Consider the following 22,055-nt stretch of genomic DNA (forward strand, 5'->3'; position numbering starts at 1 on the left):
TCCCTAGTCCCTAGAGGCATTCCCACGCGGAGCGTGGGAACGATCACGCCGACGCTGCATCAGCCGTCGGCGTTTGAAACCTTGAAAGGGTTTACGTCGCGAATCAGAACGCTGGCAGAACGGCGCCGCTGTACTTCTTCTCGATGAAGGCTTTCACTTCAGGGCTGGTCAGGGCCTTGGCCAGTTTCTGGATGGCATCGCTGTTCTTGTTGTCCTCACGGGCAACCAGGAAGTTCACGTAAGGCGAATCGGCGCCTTCGATCACCAGTGCATCCTTGGTCGGGTTCAACTTGGCTTCCAGCGCGTAGTTGGTGTTGATCATGTCCAGATCAACCTGATCCAGCACACGCGGGAGCATGGCCGATTCCAGTTCCTTGAACTTGAAGTTGTGCGGGTTCTTGGCGATGTCTTTCGGGGTCGCCAGGGCGTTCTTCGGGTCTTTCAACTCGATCAGGCCAGCCTTCTGCAGCAGGATCAGCGCACGGCCGCTGTTGCTGCCTTCGTTCGGGATGGCAATGGTCGCACCGTCTGGCAGTTCGGCCAGGGTTTTGTATTTCTTCGAGTAGCCACCGAACGGTTCAACGTGAACACCTTGCACGGTCACCAGGTACTTGGCTTTGTCGTCCTTGTACTTACCTTCGTTGAAGCTATTGAGGTATGGCAGAGTCTGGAAGTAGTTGGCATCCAGGCGCTTTTCGCCAACCTGTACGTTCGGCTGAACGTAGTCGGTGAAGACTTTGATTTCCAGGTCCACGCCTTCTTTGGCGAGGGTTGGCTTGATCAGCTCCAGAATCTCGGCGTGTGGAACCGGGGTAGCCGCAACTACCAGTTTCTCGCCAGCCTGGGCCAGGCCCGCAGTCAGGGCAGCCGCCAGAGCGGTGAACAACAGAACCTTTTTCATGCAGTGTCCTTATCGAAAATCACGGTCGTCATCGACGACGGCTAAATACAAGTGCCAGTGAAGTGCTATCGCTGGCGTGACGCGGACAATACCGGGATTTTTTATTCCCGAATAATATCTTTTATTCACTTTCATATTCCATTTTGCTCATACAGATCCGTGCAGCGTCTGCGTCAGGCTTTCCAGCAAACGCTTAAGCGCGGAACGCTCGGCTGCGCTGCCGTTTTCAATCAGTTGAGCCGCTTGCTGTTCGATCTGCGCCAGCGATTCTGGCGCTTCCGGCAAATTCAAATGCTCCGGCAAAATCTCGTCGCCGGTGCTCACCAACAATGCAAAGTGAATGATGTTTTCCAGCTCTCGGGTATTTCCCGGCCAACTGTGCCGCTCCAGCACACGCTGCGCGGTTTCACTGATCAACGGCACCGGCAGATCGAGGCGCTGGCTGTAGATGCCGAGGAAATACTCGGCCAGCGGCAGAATATCGCCCACGCGGTCACGCAATGCCGGCAGCTCCAGATGACCTTCGCTGAGGTAGTGATAAAGCCGCTCGTGGAATTTCCCGGCGGCTACGGCCTGGGCCAGATCTATGCTGGTCGCGGCGACCAGGCGCACGTCCACCGGGCTCGGTTGATGTGCGCCGACGCGGATGACTTCGTGGTTCTCAAGCGCGGACAACAATTTGATCTGAATCGGCAGCGGCAAATCGCCGATTTCATCCAGATAGAGCGTGCCGCCATTGGCCGAGCCGAACCACCCGGCGCGGCTGCTGGCCGAACCGCTGAAGCTGCCGGCGGCATAGCCGAACAATTCGGCATCGGCGTAAGTCGGGCTGATCGCGCCGCAATTGACCGACACGAACAAGCCGCCGCGATCACTGGCGCGATGGATATGACGCGCCAGCAATTCCTTGCCGGTGCCGGTTTCACCGCGGATCAATACCGAGATCGAACGCGGGGCCAGCGCTTCCAGTTCCTGGCGCAATTGCCGCGAACGCGGATCGACGAACACCAGCGCTTTGGCGCGGATGCTCAGGGGACTTTTTTCTGCATCGGGGAAGGTCAGCAGCGGCTGACCGAAGGCTTCAAAACTCATGGCAGACTCCCGCCCAAGGCCGCCGGGAGACGGGTAGGCGTTTTAAAAAAAATAAGGGTTCAAGCGCGGCGCAAGGCGTGGTGTTCCATTCGGTTTTGCAGGCGATAGAGGTACGCAAACCCCTGCTCCCAGCGCTGGTGACCCGACTTCACATTGATATGTCCGGCACCCGATAAAATCCCCGCCTCGGCACCCCAGTTGCGCGCCAGCTCAAGGGCTCGCGACGCACTGACGGCGTTGTCGTTGTCGGAGCTGACGACCTGGCTTGGAAACGGCAACAGGTCAGTGGGAATCGGCGCGAAGTTGCGCAAGGCCGGCGCGCACGCCGGGCGTTCGACATCGGCCGGCGCGACCAGCAAGGCCCCGCGAACCTGACGTAGAAATTGCACGGGGGCAGCCGCTGCCCAGTGGGCGACGGTGATGCAACCCAGGCTATGAGCGATCAGGATCACCGGCGTGCTGTCGGCGACTATCGCCTCGGCCAGCGCCGCGACCCAGTCTTCACGACGCGGCGTCAGCCAGTCGGCCTGCTCCACCCGCGCGCTGTTCGGCAGGCTGTTCTGCCAGTGGCTTTGCCAATGATCTTCCGGCGATCCTTGCCAGCCCGGCACAATCAGGTAGCGAATTGATTCGTTGCGCATGGGGAACTCTCCTGCAGCGTGTCTGTTCGTGGTCGAGTATAGGGAGGAGAGTTATATTCGTTAAGGAATAAGAAGCTATTTATTAATGCATTTATAGAATATGCAGGTTACCAAGAATGGGTCGGCATTTTTCCTGGGCAAAAAAAAGGGCCGCACCCTGCCAAGGAGACGGCCCCGGAAACTCAAAAACCTGTGAAGCGATGATTGTTCGAAACGGTTATCTAATAAAGGAATATTTAATTACTTTATTAGACCCATAAAGAATATGCGTTCAGCGATTCGTGGAACACCCAGCCTCCCTGCTGGTGTCTTAACGTATCGCTCGTTTGGGTCAGATTGATGACGAACGCCAATGCCATCGCTTGTTGCGTGTTTGAATTTCCGATCACAGCCATTACACCTGAGCGGCACGCACCTCTCGCGGCTGCACAGCTTCTTTGCGTGTAAACCGGTTGGCCCGGGCGAATGTGCCGAAATCATTGAACCGCACGCCCATCTCGCGCATCACTTTATGCGCGACCGGCACGGTCATCTGGCGAATGTAAAACGGTTCTTTCACGACAAAGTGATGGATGCCGTGGCTGCTGCCGAAGTTGAAGCAGAACGCCTGCAAGGGCCACAGCCATGCAGCGTTCAGCACTTGGGTTTGCTGAATGACGTTCCCCGGTTCCACGTCACCGTAGTAGTGCATGTTCGAGCTGATGAAGTGCAGGCAGAACGTGCGCAAGACATTCGGGCCGATAATCACCACCGCCGCGATGTCGATCAACTGCATCACCGACAACGTGGTCGCTGACCACTCGATAGGCGCGCCCATCAAAGACGCGATTCCGTTGGCCGCATGGAAGCCGAGAAACACGTACCACGCGCCCCAATGCAGCAGCGCCAGCGGTGCGTAGACCTTCACCGTGCGGTAGAGGATGCTGAATTTTTGCGCCCAGGTCTTGGCCCGTAGCATGCGGATAAACGACGACATGATGTTGTCGCCGATCATCAACAGTCGCGCAACACCCCAAGGCTCGCCGTTGGTGATGGCACGTTCTTCCATGTCGGTTTCAGTGCCGGACACCTTGTGGTGATTGAGGTGCAGATGACGACGGATCCATGGATTGATCGTGCTCGGCCGCGCCAGCCACACGAGCCCCATCATCAGGTTGTGCGGCACCCGCTGTTTGCGAAAGTACATGCTGTGAATCAGGTCGTGTTCCAGCTCGTGGGTCAACGAAGCAAAAAACGCGTTGAGCAACAGGCAGGCCCACCAGGCCATGTGCCCGGTCATGTAGAGGGCCGCCGACCCGATCATCCCGGTCAGGGCGAACGCCAGAATGCCTGCGCCGAGGGCGTCCTGGTGATYGAGTATCGGGTAGCGTTGACGCAATTCGACGCCCTTGGCCAGCACCACTTCACGAATATGTGCTGATCGCTGCGCTGCATTCAGTCGTTGGGGACTTGCAGAAGTACCGTGCATGCTTCCATCCTCTGGTTATTGATGTTCGCATCCTGCCTTGTGACTGTTTACAAGGTGGTAGCCGTGAACGCCAACCTGTTGACCGGAAGCGCCAATCAGCATGACTGAACCGACCTCCCTTGCCAGCTGGACCCGCGCCCTGCGCAAGCAGCTCGATGCCCTGGGCCTCGACAGCACCGCCCTGTGCCACCAGGCGGGGCTCGACCCGCAATTGATGGACGACCCGAACGCTCGTTACCCGTTGTCCAGCACCACACGCCTGTGGGAAATCGCGGTGCAGGTCAGTGGCGATCCGGCGATTGGCTTGCGCGTGTCGCGCTTCGTCAGCCCCACCACGTTTCATGCGCTCGGTTATGCGCTGGTGGCCAGCGGCAGTTTGCGCGAGGTGTTCGAACGCATCGTGCGCTATCACCAAGTGGTCAGCGATGCCCTGGAACTGGAGCTGACCCGTGCCGAAGATTGCTACCGTTTTCGCCTGAAAATTCCGCCCGGCAACCCCGCACCCGCATTCGAAGCCATCGACGCTTTCGCGGCGATTTATGTGCGCACCTGCCGCAATCGTCTGGGCCGCGATTACGCCCCACTGGCGGTGTACCTGCGCCGCCCGGAACCGGCAGATTCACATCAATGGCACAAGGTGTTCCGTTCGCCGGTGTACTTCGGCGCCGATGAAGACCGACTGGAATTTGCCCTCGTCGACTTCGACAGTCACCTGGACGACGCCAACCCGGAGCTGGCCGAGCACAACGAAACCGTGCTCAAGCGAACGCTGGCGCAGCTAAAGCCGCTGACCTGGGAGCGCAAGGTGCGCGATGCCATTGAAGAACAATTACCGGAAGGCGAACCCAGCGCCGAACACATCGCCAAGGCCCTGCACCTGAGCTTGCGCAGCCTGCAACGGCACCTGGCGGACGAAGGTTGCCGGTTCGATACGCTGCTCAATGAAAGTCGCGAAAACCTGGCGCTGTTGCACCTGCGCGACCCGCAGTGTTCGTTGAGTGAAGTCAGTTACCTGTTGGGCTTTGCCGATACCAGCAGTTTCAGCCGCGCGTTCAAGCGTTGGACTGGAATGACGCCGGGGCAGTTTCGGGATGGGTTGCGCTGATCAGCCTTTGACCAGACTGCGCGCAACGCCTGCTTCCCACTGGTCCAACATCCCGGCGCCAACCTCGGCAAATGCGCTGTTTGCCTTGATGTGGTTGCGCATTTCGATCATCGCCAAATCCATCCCATGGACGACTAGTTGCAGCAGTTCGTTGCAGCGCCCTTCGGTCAAGTTGCAGGCCGAGCGGCCAAAGCGCATCAGCACTTTGGGCTGCACGCCGGAAACACCGGAATATTGGCCATAGGTATCCATGAGGTCGTCGAACAAGCCTTGCGTGCCATCGTGAATCAACAGGTCTGCAAGACTGGTTTCGGGAGGCCGGTCGGGCACATTCTGCTCCGGTGTAATGCCTACTCGCCCAAGCTGGTGGGGACCGACAATAGTCAGCAGAGAAAAATCGTCAAATCCTCGAACTGCCTTACTGAAACGACGAGTCAACTCGTCGCGCAAAGCGCCTTCAGGCAAATTCATTTCAAAAAGCGGCGGCACGCCTCGCTCCCACGAGTAACTTTCGAGGCGAACCGGCATCGTCAACGAGACGGCGTTTTCTTCCTGCGTCTCTATCGCATAAGCAAACACAGTGTCGCTGCGAACCTGGCCTCGGCCGAGGTTTCCGACTGCGGTATCGCTGACATTGATTTGCAGCCTGTCCCTTTCCTGCGGTTCATCCATGGAAGTTCACCTTCTTGAGACTGTCGAGCGTGGGGCGCTTCGACTGCAGCGGCACGGCGGTCAGTTCATAACCGAAGCCGTTGAGGATCGCTTCGACCTTGCGCAAACCAATTTCAGAGACGGTATTGTTCTCTATGCCCGAGATCGTAGAACGGCTCATGCCGTACTGCTCTGCCAGCGCCTGCTGGGAGAGCTTTCGCTCTTTGCGTAGCGAACGGATTAGATCACCAAGATTTTTCATACGCCAACCTGCATTCCATACAGTGCAAAAACTACTAACTTGTGTTTATGCATTGTATTTAGTGCAGTTCAGGCACAAAGTTCAGCTCAAATTTTAACCAACTGACAACCATCAGCGCCCGCGATCGCGCCGCAACAACTTGCGCACGCGCGCTACCAGCTCACTCATGGCGAACGGCTTGAGCAAGTAATCATCCTCATGCAACTCCAGGCCGCGCAGACGATCCTCGATGCCGTCCTTTGTGGTGAGGAGCAACACGGGCGTCTCGCCGAGCTTGCGGATCTGTTGCAGCAACTGCCAACCGTTGAGTCCCGGCAGCATCACGTCGAGGATGATCAGCTCGTACTCACCAGACTCGATAAAGCGCCGGCCGTCCATTCCGTTGAGCGCCACATCAACCGAATAACTCGCCTCACTCAGGCCTTTGGCCAGAAGTGCGGCGGTTTCGGGTTCGTCTTCCACTAACAGTACACGCATGGCACACCTCGATAATCGTCATCACAGGCTAGGCGCCTTCGCAGACAAAGCCCACCGATAACGTCGGGTTTCAAACAATCGCCAGCGCCCGCAGCCGCTCAGCGTCCAGAATCTCGATTTCGCCGTACCTCAGATCCAGAATCCCCTGCCCCTGCAACTCCTTGAGAATCTGATTGGTCGTTTGGCGCGACAGCGACAACATCGACGCCAATTGCTCCTGTGGCAGTTGCAGCACACGGCGAGGCGGGGTGATTTCGCCGTAACCGGCAGCGATCATCAGCAAGCGATGCGCCAGCCGTGCCGGTGCCGGCATCAGGCTCAATTGTTCGAGGTTGATGAAGGTCATGCGCAGTTTTTGGCTCATCAGCAACGCCAGTTGCCGCCAATACTGCGGTTGCTCATCGAGCAACTTCAGCAGTACCGCTTGCGGGATGTGCAGCAACACGCACTGGCCCACGCCGAACGCATCGTGAGTGCGCGGCTGGCCGTCGAACAGGCAGATTTCGCCGAACCAATGCGGTGGTTCCACCAGGCTCAGCAAGGCCTCCTTGCCCTGCTCGCTCACCGCGCCAATGCGCACCGATCCCTCGAGGACCGCGTACAGCCCGCACGGCGGATCGCCACGCTTGAACAGCAGTTGCCCCGCTCCCAGTCGTCGCGCCCGGGCAATCGCCAGCAGACTATGCTGGAAAGAAACGGGTAGATGACTGAACCACTGCCCCGTCATGAGGGTTGAACGCCAGTCCTGCATATCCATGAAAACTCCTAGACTGTCGCCTGGCTGACAGAGCGAAAAATGGCCCCGGGGCATGATCGATCACCCTACAGGAGAATAATAATGAAAAGCCTCGTCGACCACCTCAGTCAATACGCCGCCTACCACCGAGACCCGCGCAACATTGCCAGCCACTTTATCGGTATTCCGCTGATCGTGGTGGCAGTCGCAGTGCTGCTGTCGCGGCCGCAATGGGCCGGAGGCTGGCTTTCACCCGCGGTGCTGGTATCGCTGGCGTCGGCGTGGTTTTACCTGCGCCTGGAGTTGCGCCTCGGGGTGTTGATGACTGTGTTGCTGGCACTGTCCGTTTGGGCGGGGCAAACGCTGGCGCAGCAAAGCACGCTGGTCTGGCTGGTGAGCGGCATCGGCATGTTTGTGATCGGCTGGGCGATTCAGTTTGTCGGCCATCACTATGAAGGGCGTAAACCGGCGTTTGTCGACGACGTGACCGGGTTGATTGTCGGGCCGTTGTTTGTGGTGGCGGAGCTGGCGTTTTTGCTGGGGCTGCGGCATGACCTCAAAGAGCAGATCGAGGCGCGAGCCGGGGGTGTACGAATAAATCCGAATCGCGCTGCGGCCTAAGGCGCCATCGCTAGCAAGCTCGCACACATTGGATCTATGGCGTGCATAGAACTCCTGTGGGAGCGAGCTTGCTCCGGGCGGCGCTCCGACGATGCTTTTGCTTTAGAGGTTGGCGAGTTTCTGCCAGACCTTGGGCTTGAAGAACAGCGTCTCGCCCTTCGCCAACCCGGTCAGGCTGTCATGGTCTTTCACCACTTCAGCTTCAATCAGTTCGACCTGGCCTTCGACCTTCAACGTCACCCGAGTCGTCGCGCCCAACGGACGAATGTCGCGCACTTCAGCCGCGTGGTGATCTTCCAGCTCATGACGTGACAGCGACACCTCGTGAGGACGGAACAGCACGTGATGGTCCTCCCCCAGATGCAGCCGGTTCGAGTCGCCGAGGAAGTGATAGACGAAATCGCTGGCCGGGTTTTCGTAGACGTCGCCCGGTGAGCCGATCTGTTCGATCACCCCTTTGTTCATCACTACGATGCGGTCGGCCACTTCCATCGCTTCTTCCTGGTCGTGGGTCACGAAAACGGAGGTCAGGTTGATGTCTTCGTGCAGACGCGCGAGCCAGCGGCGCAGCTCTTTGCGGACCTTGGCGTCGAGAGCACCGAACGGTTCGTCGAGCAGCAGGACTTTCGGTTCCACCGCCAGGGCGCGGGCCAGGGCGATGCGTTGGCGCTGGCCACCGGAGAGCTGTTCCGGATAACGATCCGACAGCCAATCCAGTTGCACCATGTTCAGCAATTCGTGGACTTTCACCGCGATCTGGCTTTCGCTCGGGCGCTGGTTTTTCGGCTTCATGCGCAGGCCGAATGCGACGTTGTCGAACACCGTCATGTGGCGGAACAAGGCGTAGTGCTGGAACACAAAACCGACGTTGCGATCACGCACGTCATGGCCGGACACGTCTTCACCGTGGAACACGATGTTGCCTTGATCCGGGGTTTCCAGCCCGGCGATGATCCGCAGCAGCGTGGTCTTGCCGCAGCCGGACGGGCCGAGCAGCGCTACGAGTTCGCCGCTCTGAATGTCCAGGCTGATGTTGTCCAGCGCCTTGAACGCGTTGAAATTCTTGCTGACGTTACGCACTTCGATCGACATGAATTATTCCTCCGCGGCGCTGGCGCGCAGGCGGTTAATACGGTTTTCGCTCCACTGCTTGAGCAGCAGGATGAAGAGCGCCAGGATCAGCAACAGGCTCGCCACGGCGAACGCGGCCACGTGGTTGTATTCGTTGTAGAGGATCTCAACGTGCAACGGCAAGGTGTTGGTCACCCCGCGAATGTGCCCGGAAACCACCGACACCGCACCGAACTCACCCATCGCCCGCGCGGTACACAGCACCACGCCGTAGATCAGCCCCCATTTGATATTGGGCACGGTGACGTGCCAGAACATCTGCCAGCCATTGGCGCCCAGCAGGCGCGCGGCCTCCTCCTCCTGAGTCCCTTGTTCCTGCATTAACGGGATCAACTCGCGAGCCACGAACGGCACGGTGACGAAAATCGTCGCCAACACGATGCCCGGCAATGCGAAGACGATCTGGATGTCGTGATCCTGCAGCCACGGCCCGAACAGGCCCTGGGCACCGAACATCAACACGTAAACCAGACCGGCGATCACCGGTGAGACCGAGAACGGCAGGTCGATCAGCGTCACCAGCATGCTCTTGCCGCGGAACGAGTACTTGCTCACGCACCAGGCGGCGCTGACACCGAACACCAGGTTCAGCGGCACGGAAATCAACACGGCGATCACCGTGAGTTTCAGCGCCGACAGCGCGTCCGGTTCAAAAATCGCGGTGAAAAACGCACCGAGGCCAAGCTTCAGGCCCTGGGACACCACGATGAACAGCGGCAACAGCAGAAACAGCGCAAAAATCAGCCAGCCAAGACCGATCAGGATTCTTCGCGAGGTGGCACTGCCACGGCGCGCAGCGTTGGCCGAAGAGGCGGCAGCGATAGACGATTGGGACATGGTTCGCGCCTCCTTATGGGGTTTCGATGCGACGTTGCAGCAGGTTGATCAGCAGCAACAGGACGAAAGAAACCACCAGCATCAGTACACCAATGGACGTGGCGCCGGTGTAATCGTACTGGTCGAGTTTGACCATGATCAGCAGCGGCAGGATCTCGGTCTTCATCGGCATGTTGCCGGCGATGAAAATCACCGAGCCGTACTCGCCGACCCCGCGGGCAAAGGCCAAAGCGAAGCCGGTCAGCCACGCAGGCAACAACGCGGGCACCAGGATATGGCGGAAAACCTGCAACGGTTTTGCACCGAGGCACGCCGCCGCTTCCTCCACTTCACGGGGAATATCGGCCAATACCGGCTGTACGGTACGTACTACGAATGGAAGTGTCACAAAAGTGAGGGCAAGGGTGATGCCCAGGGGGGTGTACGCGATCTTGAAACCCAGATCCGCCGCAAACTGACCCACCAAACCGGTGGGGGTGTACAACGCAGTCAGTGCGATACCGGCCACCGCAGTCGGCAAAGCGAAGGGCAAGTCGATCATTGCGTCGATGACTTTGCGCCCTGGGAAGGTATAGCGCACCAGTACCCAGGCGAGCAGCGTGCCGATGATGCCGTTGATGATCGCGGCATAGAGCGCGGTGCCGAAGCTCAGCTTCAACGCCGCCAGCACCCGTGGCGCCGAGATAATTGCCCAGAACTGATCCCAGGTGAGTTGAGCGGCGTGGACGAACATCGCCGCCAGTGGAATGAGCACAATCAGGCTGAGGTACACCAAGGTGTAGCCCAGCGTCAGCCCGAAGCCGGGTATGACGGGGGAGATACGACGCGACATAAAAGTCCTTGGTTGAGAACGCGCAAAGCCCCGACGGTTAAATCGGGGCTCGTTGATGGCTATTTAAGACTACTGCGCCTGGTAAATCTGGTCGAACACGCCACCATCGTTGAAGAACTTCGGTTGTGCGGTTTTCCAGCCGCCGAAGTCTTTGTCGATGGATACCAGCTCCAGGGTCGGGAACTGCTTGGCGTATTTGGCGGCCACGTCTTTGTCACGAGGACGATAGAAGTTTTTCGCCGCGATTTCCTGGCCTGCCGGGCTGTACAGATGCTTGAGGTATGCTTCGGCGATCTGCTCGTTACCCTTTTTCTCGGCGTTTTTGTCGACCACGGCCACTGGAGGCTCCGCGAGGATCGACAGCGAAGGCACGACAATCTCGAACTTGTCGGCACCACCGTCTTCTTTCAGGGCCAGGAAGGCTTCGTTTTCCCAGGCCAGCAACACGTCGCCCTGACCGTTGTTGACGAAGGTGATGGTCGAGCCACGAGCACCGGTATCCAGCACCGGAACGTGCTTGAACAGCGTCTGGATGTAGTCTTTGGCTTTACCTTCGTCACCGCCATTGGCTTTCAGGCCGTAGGCCCAGGCTGCGAGGAAGTTCCAGCGTGCACCGCCGGAGGTTTTCGGGTTCGGGGTGATGACCGATACGTCATTTTTGACCAGGTCGCCCCAGTCCTTGATGCCTTTGGGGTTGCCCTTGCGCACCAGGAACACAATGGTCGAGGTGTACGGCGTGCTCGCTTCCGGCAGACGCGTCTGCCAGTCGGCCGGCAGGGTCTTGCCGAGTTTGGCGATTTCGTCGATGTCGCCGGCCAGGGCCAGGGTCACGACGTCAGCGCGCAGACCGTCAATGACAGCGCGACCCTGTTTGCCCGAACCACCGTGGGATTGCTGGATCTTCACGTTGTCGCCTGCGTGATCCTTCTGCCAGAACTTGATGAACTCGGCGTTGTAGTCCTGATACAGCTCACGCGTCGGGTCGTACGACACGTTCAGCAGTTCGTAATCCTTGGCGACTGCGGAACCCGCAAAAAGGGCACTGGCCAGGGCGGCCAAAGCAAAATGACGAATCGACGACATGGTGAAAGCTCCTGGAATTCTGATTGTGTTGGCTTTTTTATGGAGTGCTGGAAGCGGGTCGCCGATTTCTCAGCTCGGCTTGCTCGGGTTCTGCAAACGGAATTTCTCTTTGCGTTCGATCTGGACGACCTGGGCGTTGTGCACGGTGATCTCCACCGCCCCAAAGCGCAGATCGCGCAACGCGCTCTGGATCTCACGCAAAATGGTTGCTTCGTCTTGGCCATCAACACTACGTAGGGATGCGCTCATGGTGCTGCTCCTTCAACTGAGAGGTTGCCTGGCAGTGGCGGCACTGCTTGCGGCGTGAGACCAATAGTAGAGAGGCGCGGTTATTCTTAAAAAGACTATTTAAGAATGTTTATATAACCAGAAAATATTATTTGGCGGGACGGGGGGTTACGGCGTGTTGATCGTTTCCATGCCCTGCGCAGGAATGCATTCGATGACGCTCTGCGTCATGGTTTTGCGGCAACGCGGAGCGTCCCGGGCGGCATTCCCACGCAGAGCGTAGGAACGATCGCGGGCTTATCGAATAACCGGCGCACACATCCAATCCAGTTGCTCAGCCGGCACCGGTCGCCCAAACCAGTAGCCTTGCCCCAGATCGCAGTCATGCTCCAGCAGGAAACCGGCCTGCTCAAGCTGCTCGATCCCCTCGGCATGCACCTGCATTCCCATGCTCTGCGCCAAGGCAATGATCACCCGCACAATGGCCACGTCATCCTCATCCCAGGGCAAACCTGCAACAAATCCCTGGTCGATCTTGAGCTTCTGCACTGGCAATCGCTTGAGGCGCAGCAGCGACGAATAGCCAGTGCCGAAATCGTCGATGGCCAACCGCACACCCAACTCACGCAGGCGATGCATCTGCTCCAGCGCCTCCTCCGGATCATCCATCACTGCGCTTTCAGTGACTTCCAGTTCGAGATACTTCGGGTCAAGGCCCGTCGCATCAAGCACCCGAACTACTTGCTGATACAGCTCACGCCGGGCAAACAGTCGAGATGAAACATTCACCGCGACAAACGACAACGCCACACCCGCCGCTTGCCACTGGCACATTTGCTCACAGGCTTGCTTCAAGACCCAGGCATCGATCTCGGCAATCAGCCCGATACGCTCGGCGACGGGGATAAATTCTGCCGGCGACACCAGCCCGCGCTGCGGATGTTCCCAACGCACCAACGCTTCCACCCCTATCAGACGGCTGGTCTTGAGGTCATGCACGGGTTGGTAATGGACGCGCAACTCCTGCTGCTGCAGGGCGCGCCGCAATTCAAACGCTATTTCCACGCGCTGCTGGGCATGGGCCGTCAATTCTTCGGTGTAAAGCGCGTAACCATCGCGCCCTGCACTCTTGGCCTTGAACAGCGCTGAGTCGGCGTTGCGCAACATTTGCTCGGCACTCAAGGCATCACCGGGAAACTGACTGATGCCGACACTGGTGTTGATAAAAAGTCGATGCCCGTCGATATAGAAGGGCTCGCGCAGACCATCGATGACCCGCTGAGCCAACGTCGCCGCCTGCGCCACTTGCGGACAGTTTTCGGCGAGCACCGCAAACTCGTCACCGCCCAGGCGCGCCAGCGTGATTCCCGGGCCGAACAGGGCTTTCAAGTGCTCGGCCACGGCTTTTAGCAACTGATCACCCACGGTGTGCCCGAGACTGTCGTTGATCATCTTGAAGTGATCGAGGTCGATCATCAGCAACGCGCAACTCCGTTTGTGGATTTGCGCCGACGCCAGTGCCTGTTCGACACGGTCGGTGAACAACAGCCGATTGGGCAAATCGGTCAGCGGGTCGTGGTGAGCCAGGTGTTTGAGCTCATGCTCGGAGTTTTTGATCGCACTGATATCGGAAAACACCGCAACGTAATGACTGTGCCGCCCCTGATCGTCATGAATGATGCGGATGGTTTGCCATTGCGGGTAGATTTCACCGCTTTTGCGGCGGTTCCAGATTTCCCCGCTCCACTCGCCAGTGCTGTGGAGGGCTGCAAACATCGACCGGTAAAACGACGGTGGATGATGGCCCGATTTGAACAGACTGGGTTGTTGGCCCAGCACTTCATTCTGCTGATAACCGGTGATCGCCATGAAGGCCCGATTTACATGGACAATCCGTCCGTTTCTATCGGTGACCAGAACACCCTCACGCGTGCAATCGAACACGGCTGCGGCCTGGCGCAAGCGCTCCCGGTCGGCATGCCGCTCGCGCAGTTTGGCGCCGATCCCCAGACACTGGAACAGCCGGGCCCGGGCAACGAAGATCAACCCTGCGCTGAGCACCACCCAGACATAGCCGTTGATCAGTTGCCATCGCAATAACTCAGCAGAGCTATCGAAGAAACTGTTCAATAAATAGCCGCTGAACGCCATCCAGGCGACTGAAATCAACAGATAAAGCAGCGCTGTACGCAGGGCATCGCGATAGGTGGCAGACATTGGGCCGTCCATGTCCCTACAGTAGGGTTGGAATTATAGGTTGAAGACACATCCAGCCACTCTTATCTGAAAGGGCGACTGGTTTTATCCGTGGGCTTAGTGATAATGCAACGGCTGTTTTTTTCTTTATCGAGGGCCCTATAGCCTATGTGGTACGAAGGTTTTCTCGGCTTGTCGCCTTGGTCTCTGGTCGCAGTCACTCTGTTGATGACCCACGTCACGATTGTTGGCGTTACGGTCTATTTGCATCGTTATTCAGCCCATCGCTCGCTTGAGCTCAATGCCGGCCTGAAACATTTCTTCCGCTTCTGGTTGTGGCTGACCACTGCACAGAACACCCGCGAGTGGACGGCCATCCACCGCAAGCACCACGCCAAATGCGAAACCGTCGATGACCCGCACAGCCCGGTCATCAAGGGGCTTTCCACCGTTCTGCGCAAAGGCGCCGAGCTGTACCGCGCCGAAGCGGAAAACCCCGAGACCCTGCGCATCTACGGCAAGAACTGCCCCGAGGACTGGATCGAACGCAACCTCTACAGCCGTTATCCGCTGTTGGGTGTGGCGATCATGGGCGTCATCGACTTGCTGCTGTTCGGCACCATCGGCATCACCATCTGGGCCATCCAGATGATGTGGATCCCGGTGTGGGCCGCCGGTGTGGTCAACGGCCTTGGTCATGCCATCGGCTACCGCAACTTCGAATGCCGCGATGCGGCGACCAACTTGGTGCCTTGGGGCATCCTGATCGGCGGCGAAGAACTGCATAACAATCATCACACCTACCCTAACTCGGCAAAATTGTCGGTGAAGAAGTGGGAGTTCGACCTTGGTTGGGCCTGGATCCAGGTCTTCAGTTTCTTTCGTCTGGCCAAAGTCCAGCGTGTTGCACCGATCGCCCACCGGGTTGAAGGCAAAGGCAACCTGGACATGGACACCGCCATGGCGATCCTCAATAACCGCTTCCAGATCATGGCCCAGTACCGCAAATTGGTTATCGCGCCACTGGTCAAGCAAGAGCTGGAAAAGGTTGATCACTCGGTCCGCCATCAATTCCACCGCGCCAAGCGCCTGCTTTCGCGGGAAACCAGCTTGCTGGATGAAAAACACCACGTTCGCATCCAGACCATGCTCGAGCACAGCCAGGCGCTGAAGGTAATTTACGAGAAACGCCTGGCCTTGCAGCAGATCTGGGTCAAGACCAGCTCAAATGGTCATGACATGCTCGCTGCCATCAAGGACTGGGTGCATGAAGCCGAGGCCAGCGGCATTCAATCGCTGCGCGACTTTGCCGACCAGTTGAAAACCTATTCCCTGCGCCCTTCCGCTGCCTGATGCCGTTGATCGGTGCGCCCCCGCTCGCGGGCGCACCCTTCGGAACTTAGCTCTAAATCCCCTATCTCAAAGACACTTCGCCCCCCGGCGAGCTTCGCTGTAGCCGCTTTCGAACCTGGAGCGGCGCAGTACTTTGAGATTTGTCTCGATGGTCCATAAAAACCCGCACGACTCATCCTTTGCGCAATCGCCAGACACGGCTCAAACCCTGATGGCGCTGATGCATGCCCAAAGCGAAGTGGCGCGACTGAGCGAGCGCGAACAGCTGTTCAGCTCGCTGCTGGTGAGCGTCAATGCGGTGCTCTGGGCATTCAATTGGGAAACGCGTCAGGTGCTCTATGTCAGCCCGGCCTATGAGCGGATTTTCGGCCGCAGCGCCGGGAAATTGTTGTCCGACTGTAACGAATGGCGCGACAGCATTTACCCCGACGATCTGGACTATGCGCAGCAAAGCCTGGCCGAAGTACTGGTCAAAGGCGCCGTTGAAGATCGCGAATACCGCATCATCGATGCTGACGGACAGGTTCGCTGGCTCAGCGACAAATGCTTTATCAACCGACAGGCCGAACCCGGGCAACCGGTCATCATCGTGGGCATTGCCGAAGACATCACCGAAAAAAAGCGGATGGACGCCGAGCTGCAACGTTTGGCCACCACCGACGTGCTGACGCAAAGCAGTAACCGCCGGCACTTCTTCGAATGCGCGCAACGAGAGTTTGCACTCGCACGCAAGCAAGGGACGCCGCTGGCGTTCCTGTTGCTGGACATCGATGATTTCAAAGTGGTCAACGACACATACGGTCATCCGAAAGGTGACACGGTGCTGCAACAGATCGCCGAAAGCGGGCGCGGGGCATTGCGCCGTGGGGATGTGTTCGGGCGAATTGGTGGCGAAGAATTCGCGGCGGTGTTCCCCGGCTGCGCGCCCGACACGGCCATGCAAGTGGCCGAACGTCTGCAACGGCAGATTCAACAATTGAGCTTCAGTCATGACGACCAGACGTTCGGCATCACCGTCAGCCAGGGCTTGACCAGCCTCACCGAAGCCGACGAAAGCCTCGACAGCCTGTTCTCACGGGCGGATGCGGCGATGTATGAGGCCAAGCGACAAGGCAAAAACCGGATTGTTTCCAGCTAGCAGGCCAATCACCAACCCCCTTAGTGTATGGCTTACTTTTTGCGCAAACGCATCAGCTCCGGCAAGCCAATCTTGAGCAACCGCGCCGTGCGGCTCCTGGCTAGCGCCTCAATGCCCTCGTGCTCCGTCAGACGCGCCAATTGCGCCGCCATGTTCATCACTAGCGCTTCGCGAGAGTAAACCCCGCCACCGAGCTGATAGACCGCCGCAATCAGTTCTCGCAACTCCAGCGGCAGCCGCCAGCGAGTGCGCAGTGCCGAACCGTAGGCTGCACCGAACTCGGTGAGCGCATCACCTACCTCTTCCCACTCATCCAACTCACCCCCGGCCTGCTTCCATTCCTGCAAACACTTGAGCAATGCCAGGTCGCCAAGTCGATGCAACAAACCTGCGCAATAACAACGCTCTTGATCCAGATCCAGCAAGCGCGCCAGCGTCCGGGCGTATTCGGCGGTATGCAGCGACAACTCCCAATAACGCTCGGCATAATCCGCCAGGAACGGATCGCTCAGTCGGGCACTGCGCTTGAGGGTCAGCCCCAGAATGAGGTTCATGCTTTGCCCCGTCCCCAATCGGTGCAACGCTTGAGACAGGGTTTGAACCGCTGCCCCCAGATGATGGCCTGCGCTATTGGCGGCGGCGATCAATACCGCGGTGATCTGAGGGTCGGTACGGATTTCAGCTTCGAGTCGGGTCAGGTCCAGTCGCTGGGGGGTGAGGCTGCGCTTGACCGCCACTTGTACGTCAGTCATCAACGGTGCGCCATCCGCCAGCTCCCGACGACGCTCCAGATACACCGACAACGTCATGCCTTGTGCCAGCACCGGTATCGCGCAGGACACTTCCTCACCGACATTCAGCAGCAACTCCTCCAGGCGGTGGGTCAGGTTTTCCATGTCCAGGGGTTTGGTCAAGTAAGCGGTGGGCGCCAGGGGCAAGGCTTCATGCACACTCGCGCTGTCATTGCGGCTGCTCATCAGAATGAAGGGCAGCAATGGATTGCGCTTGCGCTGGCGCACATTGCGCAACACATTCAGGCCATCGACGCCGGGTAACTCCCAGTCGACGATGACCAGGTCATACGGCACGTCCGCCAGCAGTTCCAACGCCTGCTGACCATCGGCGCACAGGTCCAGCCGCGCGTCGCAGCGCACATTCAGCAACACCTGTTTGAGCAAATCGCGAGACCAAGGGTCAGCCTCGGCAATCAACACTCTCGGTACAGCGGGCAAATCAACGGCACTCATGCAATACGCTCCCTCGCAATGCATGAACCTTAGTCAACACTGACTGCCCGATACATAACAAATGCACTCAATGTGTTTCAAGAGGCGTAAAAAAACCCGCCTAAGCGGGTTTTTTGTCGATCAGGTCACACAAGGTGATTACAGCTCGGAGAAGCACTCTTCGATGATCGCCAGACCTTTGTCCAGTTGCTCGTCCGGCGAAGTCAGCGGTACCAGGACGCGCAGAACGTTGCCGTAGGTGCCGYAGGACAGCAGGATCAGGCCCTTGTCGCGAGCCTTGGCCACAACCGACGCTACCGCAGCAGCATTTGGCTTGTGGCTGTCGCCGTTTTCAAACAGCTCAACAGCGATCATTGCACCCAGGGCGCGGACTTCACCGATAACCGGGTACTTGGCCTGGATGGCTTTCAAGCCAGTGACCAGACGCTCGCCGACAGCCTTGCAGCGGTCCAGCAGGTGTTCTTCTTCGAACACTTCCATCACGGCCAGGGCCGCAGCGCAAGCGATCGGGCTACCGGCGTAGGTGCCACCCAGGCCGCCTGGAGCGATGGCGTCCATGTATTCGGCCTTGCCGCATACACCCGCCAGCGGGAAGCCGCCTGCGATGGACTTGGCGAACGTGGTCAGGTCGGCAGCAACGCCCATCTGTTCCATGGCGAAGAAGGTGCCGGTACGGCCAGCGCCAGTCTGTACTTCGTCAGCGATCAGCAGGATGCCGTGCTGGTCGCACAGAGCACGCAGACGCTTCATGAATTCTTTAGGCGCAACGTAGAAACCACCTTCGCCCTGCACTGGCTCGATGATGATTGCAGCGATGTCACGCGGTTCAGCATCGTTCTTGAAAATGCGTTCGATGCTGGCGATCGAATCGTCGATGCTCACACCGTGCAGTTCGTTCGGGTACAGGGCGCGGAACACGCCGCCTGGCATCAGGCCCATGCCGGCGGAATAAGGCACGACTTTACCGGTCAGGCCCAGGGTCATCATGGTGCGACCGTGGTAAGCGCCGGTGAAGGCGATCACGCCGGCACGGCCAGTGGCGGCACGGGCGATTTTCACGGCGTTTTCTACGGCTTCGGAACCCGTGGTCACCAGCAGGGTTTTCTTGTCGAAATCACCTGGGACCTTGGCGTTGATTTTTTCGCACACTTCTACGTACGGCTCGTAGGCCAGAACCTGGAAGCAAGTGTGGGTCAGCTTGTTCAGCTGCTCGGTTACGGCGGCGATGATTTTCGGGTGCACGTGACCGGTGTTCAGCACAGCGATACCGCCGGCGAAGTCGATGAACTCACGACCTTCAACGTCGGTCACGGTAGCGTTCTTCGCGGACTCGGCGAAGATCGGGTGAATCTGGCCTACACCACGTGGAACAGCAGCGGTACGGCGGGCCATCAAAGAAGCGTTAGTCTTGCTCATACAGTCCTCATTCACCGCTCATCGGGCGGCGTGGTTCAAGGATTAAGTGGCGGGGAGCAACGGCAACAGCATGCGATGATCGACTGTCACTACGTTCCCGGCCACCGAGAATAATGCGATTTGAAACGCACAAAGGGTCAGCGCTCTCGTGCCCTTTGTGCTTGAAGCAATGCCTTGCCGGGCTTAGATGCCCAGGCAGAGGTATTTGATTTCCAGGTAATCTTCGATGCCGTACTTGGAGCCTTCACGGCCCAGGCCCGAGGCCTTGATGCCACCGAACGGCGCGACTTCGTTGGAGATCAACCCGGTGTTGACGCCGACCATGCCGTATTCCAGGGCTTCAGCCACACGGAACACACGGCCCAGGTCGCGAGCATAGAAGTACGAAGCCAGACCGAACTCGGTGTCGTTGGACATCGCAATCACTTCGGCTTCGTCTTTGAAGCGGAACAGCGGTGCCAATGGACCGAAGGTTTCTTCTTTGGCCACTGCAGCGTTTTTCGGCACGTTGGTCAGGATGGTCGGCTCGAAGAAGTTGCCTTCCATGACCTTGCCACCCGCCAGAACGGTTGCGCCTTTGCTGATTGCGTCAGCAATGTGCTCTTGTACCTTGGCCACGGCTTTTTCATCGATCAGCGGGCCAGTGGTGGTGCCGGCTTCCAGACCGTTGCCGATCTTGAGTTTGGCCACGGCCACTTTCAGCTTCTCGGCGAATGCGTCGTAGACCGAGTCCTGGATGTACAGACGGTTGGCGCAGACGCAGGTCTGGCCGTTGTTGCGGTATTTGGAAATGATCGCGCCTTCGACGGCCTTATCCAGGTCCGCGTCGTCAAACACGATGAACGGCGCGTTGCCGCCCAGTTCCAGGGACACTTTCTTGATGTCCTTGGCGCATTCAGCCATCAGCTGACGACCGATTTCGGTCGAGCCGGTGAAGGACAGTTTGCGTACGATCGGGTTGCTGGTCAGCTCGCTACCGATGTCGCCGGCGCTGCCGGAAACAACGCTGAACACACCGGCTGGAATGCCGGCACGCTGAGCCAGTTCAGCCAGAGCGAATGCGGAGAACGGGGTTTGCGAAGCAGGCTTGAGCACCATGGTGCAACCGGCAGCCAGTGCTGGGCCGGCTTTACGGGTGATCATCGCGGCCGGGAAGTTCCACGGGGTGATGGCAGCGGTCACGCCGATTGGCTGCTTGATCACGATCAGGCGCTTGTCTGGCTGGTGGCCAGGAATCACGTCACCGTAGATGCGCTTGGCTTCTTCAGCGAACCACTCGATAAAGGAAGCAGCGTAAACGATTTCGCCCTTGGCTTCGGCCAATGGCTTGCCCTGCTCGAGGGTCATCAGGCGAGCCAGGTCGTCCTGGTTTTCGATAATCAGCTCGAACCAGCGGCGCAGCTTGTTCGCGCGGTCCTTGGCGGTCAGAGCACGCCAGGCCGGCAGCGCTTTGTCAGCGGCTTCGATGGCACGACGGGTCTCGGCGGCACCCATTTTCGGCACAGTGCCCAGAATTTCGCCCGTTGCCGGGTTGTTCACTTTGATCGTCTGACCATTGTCTGCGTCGACCCAAGCGCCATCGATAAAGGCTTGCTGGCGGAACAACTGGGTGTCTTTAAGCTGCATGTCGGCTTTCCTTAACAGCACCGCGGCAGGCGCGGAGCAAATTATGATTGTAGAAAGGCGCCCTTAGGCTGCCGTCAGGGAAATCATTCACTGGGCTGAAGCACATAAATAGCGCACCGATGGATATCGTGCGGTTCAGCACCCAGACAAGAGCGTTTGAAATCTCAAACGAATCCTAGGATCAAAGGGGGTAAAGGACAATAGCCTGTTCGAAAAAAAGAACGAAAACGCCGCATTTGCGTTATTTTTCGGATCAACGTAGCAAACACACGTTACGCTTTCAAAAAACACAAGCGATTCAGCAGCATGGACGCCCGCTACACATATGAGTATCATGGCGCCCGCTTGCACCAGTAGCTCAGCTGGATAGAGTACTGCCCTCCGAAGGCAGGGGTCGTGGGTTCGAATCCCGCCTGGTGCACCATACGTTGAAACGAGAAAGCCTCAGTCCTTAGGGTCTGGGGCTTTTTTGTGGGTGATGGTCTGCTATTCCTAATCCCGGGGCATCTTGGGCGGCGCATGCCTGAGGCATGTGATCATGCCCTGAAGCACAAGCAAATCAGCCTGCCAGGCCTACCGGGCGGCCTGTAAGCTCCCCAGAAGCTTTATGGCCAGGTCTTCGGCGAATCAGGCTCTTCGTTCCTCGCCCAATAACACGGCACGCTAAGGCGCGCTCAAGCGGCGTTTTGGACTAGCGCAAGCTATTCGTAAAGCCTTGATCGAGCATGAGGCCTGAGTATTCATGCTTGAAGCAGATCACCTGCGTACGAACTTTCCTGCGGGCAAAACAAAACCCCAACTGCTTTCGCAATTGGGGTTTCGGAATTTAATCTTGACGATGACCTACTCTCACATGGGGAAACCCCACACTACCATCGGCGATGCATCGTTTCACTGCTGAGTTCGGGATGGGATCAGGTGGTTCCAATGCTCTATGGTCGTCAAGAAATTCGGGTACCGAATCGTGGCCAGCTGGCCGCGCTTCAGCAAATTGGGTATGCGATAGTTGGGTGT

At 58.3% G+C, this 22,055-nt stretch carries 21 protein-coding genes, 1 tRNA gene and 1 rRNA gene; 5 read left to right on the plus strand and 18 right to left on the minus strand.

All coding sequences use genetic code 11. The annotated features are described in order from the left end of the window. Nucleotides 1–103: 103 nt before the first annotated feature. The 4 genes from AC1D2P_RS24645 to AC1D2P_RS24660 form a co-directional block, all read right to left on the minus strand. The gene (locus tag AC1D2P_RS24645; protein WP_109785280.1) at nt 104–901 is read right to left on the minus strand and encodes a MetQ/NlpA family ABC transporter substrate-binding protein; all 798 of its coding nucleotides are present in this window, start codon (nt 899–901) and stop codon (nt 104–106) included. 147 nt (nt 902–1,048) lie between these two features. Continuing rightward, nucleotides 1,049–1,993, minus strand: a complete 945-nt coding sequence (locus tag AC1D2P_RS24650) for a sigma 54-interacting transcriptional regulator (protein ID WP_109785279.1) — start codon at nt 1,991–1,993, stop codon at nt 1,049–1,051. A gap of 59 nt (nt 1,994–2,052) precedes the next feature. Next, complete coding sequence (locus AC1D2P_RS24655) at nt 2,053–2,634, minus strand: alpha/beta hydrolase (protein WP_046031347.1); 582 nt, start codon at nt 2,632–2,634, stop codon at nt 2,053–2,055. A 394-nt stretch (nt 2,635–3,028) separates the two neighbouring features. Then, on the minus strand, nt 3,029–4,102 hold the full coding sequence (locus AC1D2P_RS24660; RefSeq protein ID WP_477811634.1) for a fatty acid desaturase: 1,074 nt from the start codon (nt 4,100–4,102) through the stop codon (nt 3,029–3,031). A 100-nt stretch (nt 4,103–4,202) separates the two neighbouring features. On the opposite strand from AC1D2P_RS24660, the gene AC1D2P_RS24665 reads away from it, so the two are divergent. Then, nucleotides 4,203–5,207, plus strand: coding sequence for an AraC family transcriptional regulator (locus tag AC1D2P_RS24665; RefSeq protein ID WP_046031349.1), 1,005 nt, complete (start codon nt 4,203–4,205; stop codon nt 5,205–5,207). On the opposite strand, the gene AC1D2P_RS24670 is transcribed toward AC1D2P_RS24665, so the two are convergent. The 4 genes from AC1D2P_RS24670 to AC1D2P_RS24685 form a co-directional block, all read right to left on the minus strand. Continuing rightward, on the minus strand, nt 5,208–5,879 hold the full coding sequence (locus tag AC1D2P_RS24670; RefSeq protein ID WP_109785277.1) for a HipA N-terminal domain-containing protein: 672 nt from the start codon (nt 5,877–5,879) through the stop codon (nt 5,208–5,210). After that, complete coding sequence (locus AC1D2P_RS24675) at nt 5,872–6,120, minus strand: helix-turn-helix domain-containing protein (RefSeq protein ID WP_109785276.1); 249 nt, start codon at nt 6,118–6,120, stop codon at nt 5,872–5,874. Before AC1D2P_RS24675 ends, AC1D2P_RS24670 begins: the two co-directional genes overlap by 8 nt. A gap of 111 nt (nt 6,121–6,231) precedes the next feature. After that, nucleotides 6,232–6,597, minus strand: coding sequence for a response regulator (locus AC1D2P_RS24680; RefSeq protein WP_046031352.1), 366 nt, complete (start codon nt 6,595–6,597; stop codon nt 6,232–6,234). 70 nt (nt 6,598–6,667) lie between these two features. Then, nucleotides 6,668–7,354, minus strand: a complete 687-nt coding sequence (locus AC1D2P_RS24685) for a Crp/Fnr family transcriptional regulator (protein WP_109785275.1) — start codon at nt 7,352–7,354, stop codon at nt 6,668–6,670. A gap of 81 nt (nt 7,355–7,435) precedes the next feature. Here AC1D2P_RS24685 and AC1D2P_RS24690 point away from each other — a divergent pair, with 81 nt between their 5' ends. After that, nucleotides 7,436–7,954: an Mpo1 family 2-hydroxy fatty acid dioxygenase gene (locus tag AC1D2P_RS24690; RefSeq protein ID WP_046031354.1), complete on the plus strand. Its 519-nt coding sequence runs from the start codon at nt 7,436–7,438 to the stop codon at nt 7,952–7,954. 102 nt (nt 7,955–8,056) lie between these two features. Here the strand turns inward: AC1D2P_RS24690 and AC1D2P_RS24695 are convergent, their stop codons facing one another. From AC1D2P_RS24695 to dibA, 6 genes are all read right to left on the minus strand, one after another. Next, nucleotides 8,057–9,046 (minus strand): sulfate/molybdate ABC transporter ATP-binding protein, encoded by a 990-nt coding sequence (locus AC1D2P_RS24695; protein ID WP_046031355.1) that lies wholly within the window; start codon nt 9,044–9,046, stop codon nt 8,057–8,059. 3 nt (nt 9,047–9,049) lie between these two features. Next, on the minus strand, nt 9,050–9,922 hold the full coding sequence (gene cysW / locus AC1D2P_RS24700; RefSeq protein WP_046031356.1) for a sulfate ABC transporter permease subunit CysW: 873 nt from the start codon (nt 9,920–9,922) through the stop codon (nt 9,050–9,052). A gap of 13 nt (nt 9,923–9,935) precedes the next feature. Beyond that, entirely contained in the window at nt 9,936–10,754 is an 819-nt protein-coding gene (gene cysT / locus AC1D2P_RS24705) for a sulfate ABC transporter permease subunit CysT (RefSeq protein WP_033058556.1), read from the minus strand. Nucleotides 10,755–10,823: 69 nt separating this feature from the next. Continuing rightward, the gene (locus AC1D2P_RS24710; protein ID WP_109785274.1) at nt 10,824–11,837 is read right to left on the minus strand and encodes a sulfate ABC transporter substrate-binding protein; all 1,014 of its coding nucleotides are present in this window, start codon (nt 11,835–11,837) and stop codon (nt 10,824–10,826) included. Between the two features lie 69 nt (nt 11,838–11,906). Then, nucleotides 11,907–12,086 (minus strand): sulfur starvation response protein OscA, encoded by a 180-nt coding sequence (oscA, locus tag AC1D2P_RS24715; RefSeq protein ID WP_046031358.1) that lies wholly within the window; start codon nt 12,084–12,086, stop codon nt 11,907–11,909. Between the two features lie 276 nt (nt 12,087–12,362). Beyond that, nucleotides 12,363–14,282, minus strand: a complete 1,920-nt coding sequence (dibA, locus tag AC1D2P_RS24720; protein ID WP_109785273.1) for a phosphodiesterase DibA — start codon at nt 14,280–14,282, stop codon at nt 12,363–12,365. 147 nt (nt 14,283–14,429) lie between these two features. Between dibA and desA the strand changes: the two genes are divergently transcribed. Both desA and AC1D2P_RS24730 read left to right on the plus strand, forming a co-directional pair. Beyond that, the gene (gene desA, locus AC1D2P_RS24725) at nt 14,430–15,614 is read left to right on the plus strand and encodes a delta-9 fatty acid desaturase DesA (RefSeq protein WP_046031360.1); all 1,185 of its coding nucleotides are present in this window, start codon (nt 14,430–14,432) and stop codon (nt 15,612–15,614) included. Between the two features lie 148 nt (nt 15,615–15,762). After that, nucleotides 15,763–16,752 carry a GGDEF domain-containing protein gene (locus tag AC1D2P_RS24730; protein ID WP_046031361.1) on the plus strand — a complete coding sequence of 330 codons (990 nt, stop codon included), beginning with the start codon at nt 15,763–15,765 and terminating at the stop codon, nt 16,750–16,752. Between the two features lie 32 nt (nt 16,753–16,784). Here the strand turns inward: AC1D2P_RS24730 and AC1D2P_RS24735 are convergent, their stop codons facing one another. The 3 genes from AC1D2P_RS24735 to gabD form a co-directional block, all read right to left on the minus strand. Beyond that, on the minus strand, nt 16,785–17,999 hold the full coding sequence (locus tag AC1D2P_RS24735; protein ID WP_109785272.1) for a response regulator: 1,215 nt from the start codon (nt 17,997–17,999) through the stop codon (nt 16,785–16,787). A 138-nt stretch (nt 18,000–18,137) separates the two neighbouring features. Continuing rightward, nucleotides 18,138–19,415, minus strand: a complete 1,278-nt coding sequence (gabT, locus tag AC1D2P_RS24740) for a 4-aminobutyrate--2-oxoglutarate transaminase (protein WP_477811635.1) — start codon at nt 19,413–19,415, stop codon at nt 18,138–18,140. 183 nt (nt 19,416–19,598) lie between these two features. Further along, on the minus strand, nt 19,599–21,041 hold the full coding sequence (gene gabD, locus AC1D2P_RS24745) for an NADP-dependent succinate-semialdehyde dehydrogenase (protein WP_109785271.1): 1,443 nt from the start codon (nt 21,039–21,041) through the stop codon (nt 19,599–19,601). Nucleotides 21,042–21,388: 347 nt separating this feature from the next. On the opposite strand from gabD, the gene AC1D2P_RS24750 reads away from it, so the two are divergent. Further along, nucleotides 21,389–21,465, plus strand: a tRNA-Arg gene (locus AC1D2P_RS24750). Between the two features lie 406 nt (nt 21,466–21,871). Here the strand turns inward: AC1D2P_RS24750 and rrf are convergent. Beyond that, nucleotides 21,872–21,987: ribosomal RNA gene (rrf, locus tag AC1D2P_RS24755) — 5S ribosomal RNA — on the minus strand. Nucleotides 21,988–22,055 lie beyond the last annotated feature (68 nt).

This window comes from Pseudomonas sp. P1_F1_2 (assembly GCF_056405815.1).

What these genes read in the sequence shown, in the direction of transcription:
- AC1D2P_RS24730 (WP_046031361.1), top strand. Translation starts at nt 15,763, where the DNA reads ATGGTCCATAAAAACCCGCACGACTCATCCTTTGCGCAATCGCCAGAC.
- AC1D2P_RS24645 (WP_109785280.1), bottom strand. Translation starts at nt 901, where the DNA reads ATGAAAAAGGTTCTGTTGTTCACCGCTCTGGCGGCTGCCCTGACTGCG.
- AC1D2P_RS24650 (WP_109785279.1), bottom strand. Translation starts at nt 1,993, where the DNA reads ATGAGTTTTGAAGCCTTCGGTCAGCCGCTGCTGACCTTCCCCGATGCA.
- AC1D2P_RS24680 (WP_046031352.1), bottom strand. Translation starts at nt 6,597, where the DNA reads ATGCGTGTACTGTTAGTGGAAGACGAACCCGAAACCGCCGCACTTCTG.
- AC1D2P_RS24695 (WP_046031355.1), bottom strand. Translation starts at nt 9,046, where the DNA reads ATGTCGATCGAAGTGCGTAACGTCAGCAAGAATTTCAACGCGTTCAAG.
- AC1D2P_RS24685 (WP_109785275.1), bottom strand. Translation starts at nt 7,354, where the DNA reads ATGGATATGCAGGACTGGCGTTCAACCCTCATGACGGGGCAGTGGTTC.
- dibA (WP_109785273.1), bottom strand. Translation starts at nt 14,282, where the DNA reads ATGTCTGCCACCTATCGCGATGCCCTGCGTACAGCGCTGCTTTATCTG.
- cysT (WP_033058556.1), bottom strand. Translation starts at nt 10,754, where the DNA reads ATGTCGCGTCGTATCTCCCCCGTCATACCCGGCTTCGGGCTGACGCTG.
- AC1D2P_RS24735 (WP_109785272.1), bottom strand. Translation starts at nt 17,999, where the DNA reads ATGAGTGCCGTTGATTTGCCCGCTGTACCGAGAGTGTTGATTGCCGAG.
- AC1D2P_RS24690 (WP_046031354.1), top strand. Translation starts at nt 7,436, where the DNA reads ATGAAAAGCCTCGTCGACCACCTCAGTCAATACGCCGCCTACCACCGA.
- gabD (WP_109785271.1), bottom strand. Translation starts at nt 21,041, where the DNA reads ATGCAGCTTAAAGACACCCAGTTGTTCCGCCAGCAAGCCTTTATCGAT.
- oscA (WP_046031358.1), bottom strand. Translation starts at nt 12,086, where the DNA reads ATGAGCGCATCCCTACGTAGTGTTGATGGCCAAGACGAAGCAACCATT.
- AC1D2P_RS24710 (WP_109785274.1), bottom strand. Translation starts at nt 11,837, where the DNA reads ATGTCGTCGATTCGTCATTTTGCTTTGGCCGCCCTGGCCAGTGCCCTT.
- AC1D2P_RS24670 (WP_109785277.1), bottom strand. Translation starts at nt 5,879, where the DNA reads ATGGATGAACCGCAGGAAAGGGACAGGCTGCAAATCAATGTCAGCGAT.
- AC1D2P_RS24665 (WP_046031349.1), top strand. Translation starts at nt 4,203, where the DNA reads ATGACTGAACCGACCTCCCTTGCCAGCTGGACCCGCGCCCTGCGCAAG.
- AC1D2P_RS24655 (WP_046031347.1), bottom strand. Translation starts at nt 2,634, where the DNA reads ATGCGCAACGAATCAATTCGCTACCTGATTGTGCCGGGCTGGCAAGGA.
- desA (WP_046031360.1), top strand. Translation starts at nt 14,430, where the DNA reads ATGTGGTACGAAGGTTTTCTCGGCTTGTCGCCTTGGTCTCTGGTCGCA.
- AC1D2P_RS24675 (WP_109785276.1), bottom strand. Translation starts at nt 6,120, where the DNA reads ATGAAAAATCTTGGTGATCTAATCCGTTCGCTACGCAAAGAGCGAAAG.
- cysW (WP_046031356.1), bottom strand. Translation starts at nt 9,922, where the DNA reads ATGTCCCAATCGTCTATCGCTGCCGCCTCTTCGGCCAACGCTGCGCGC.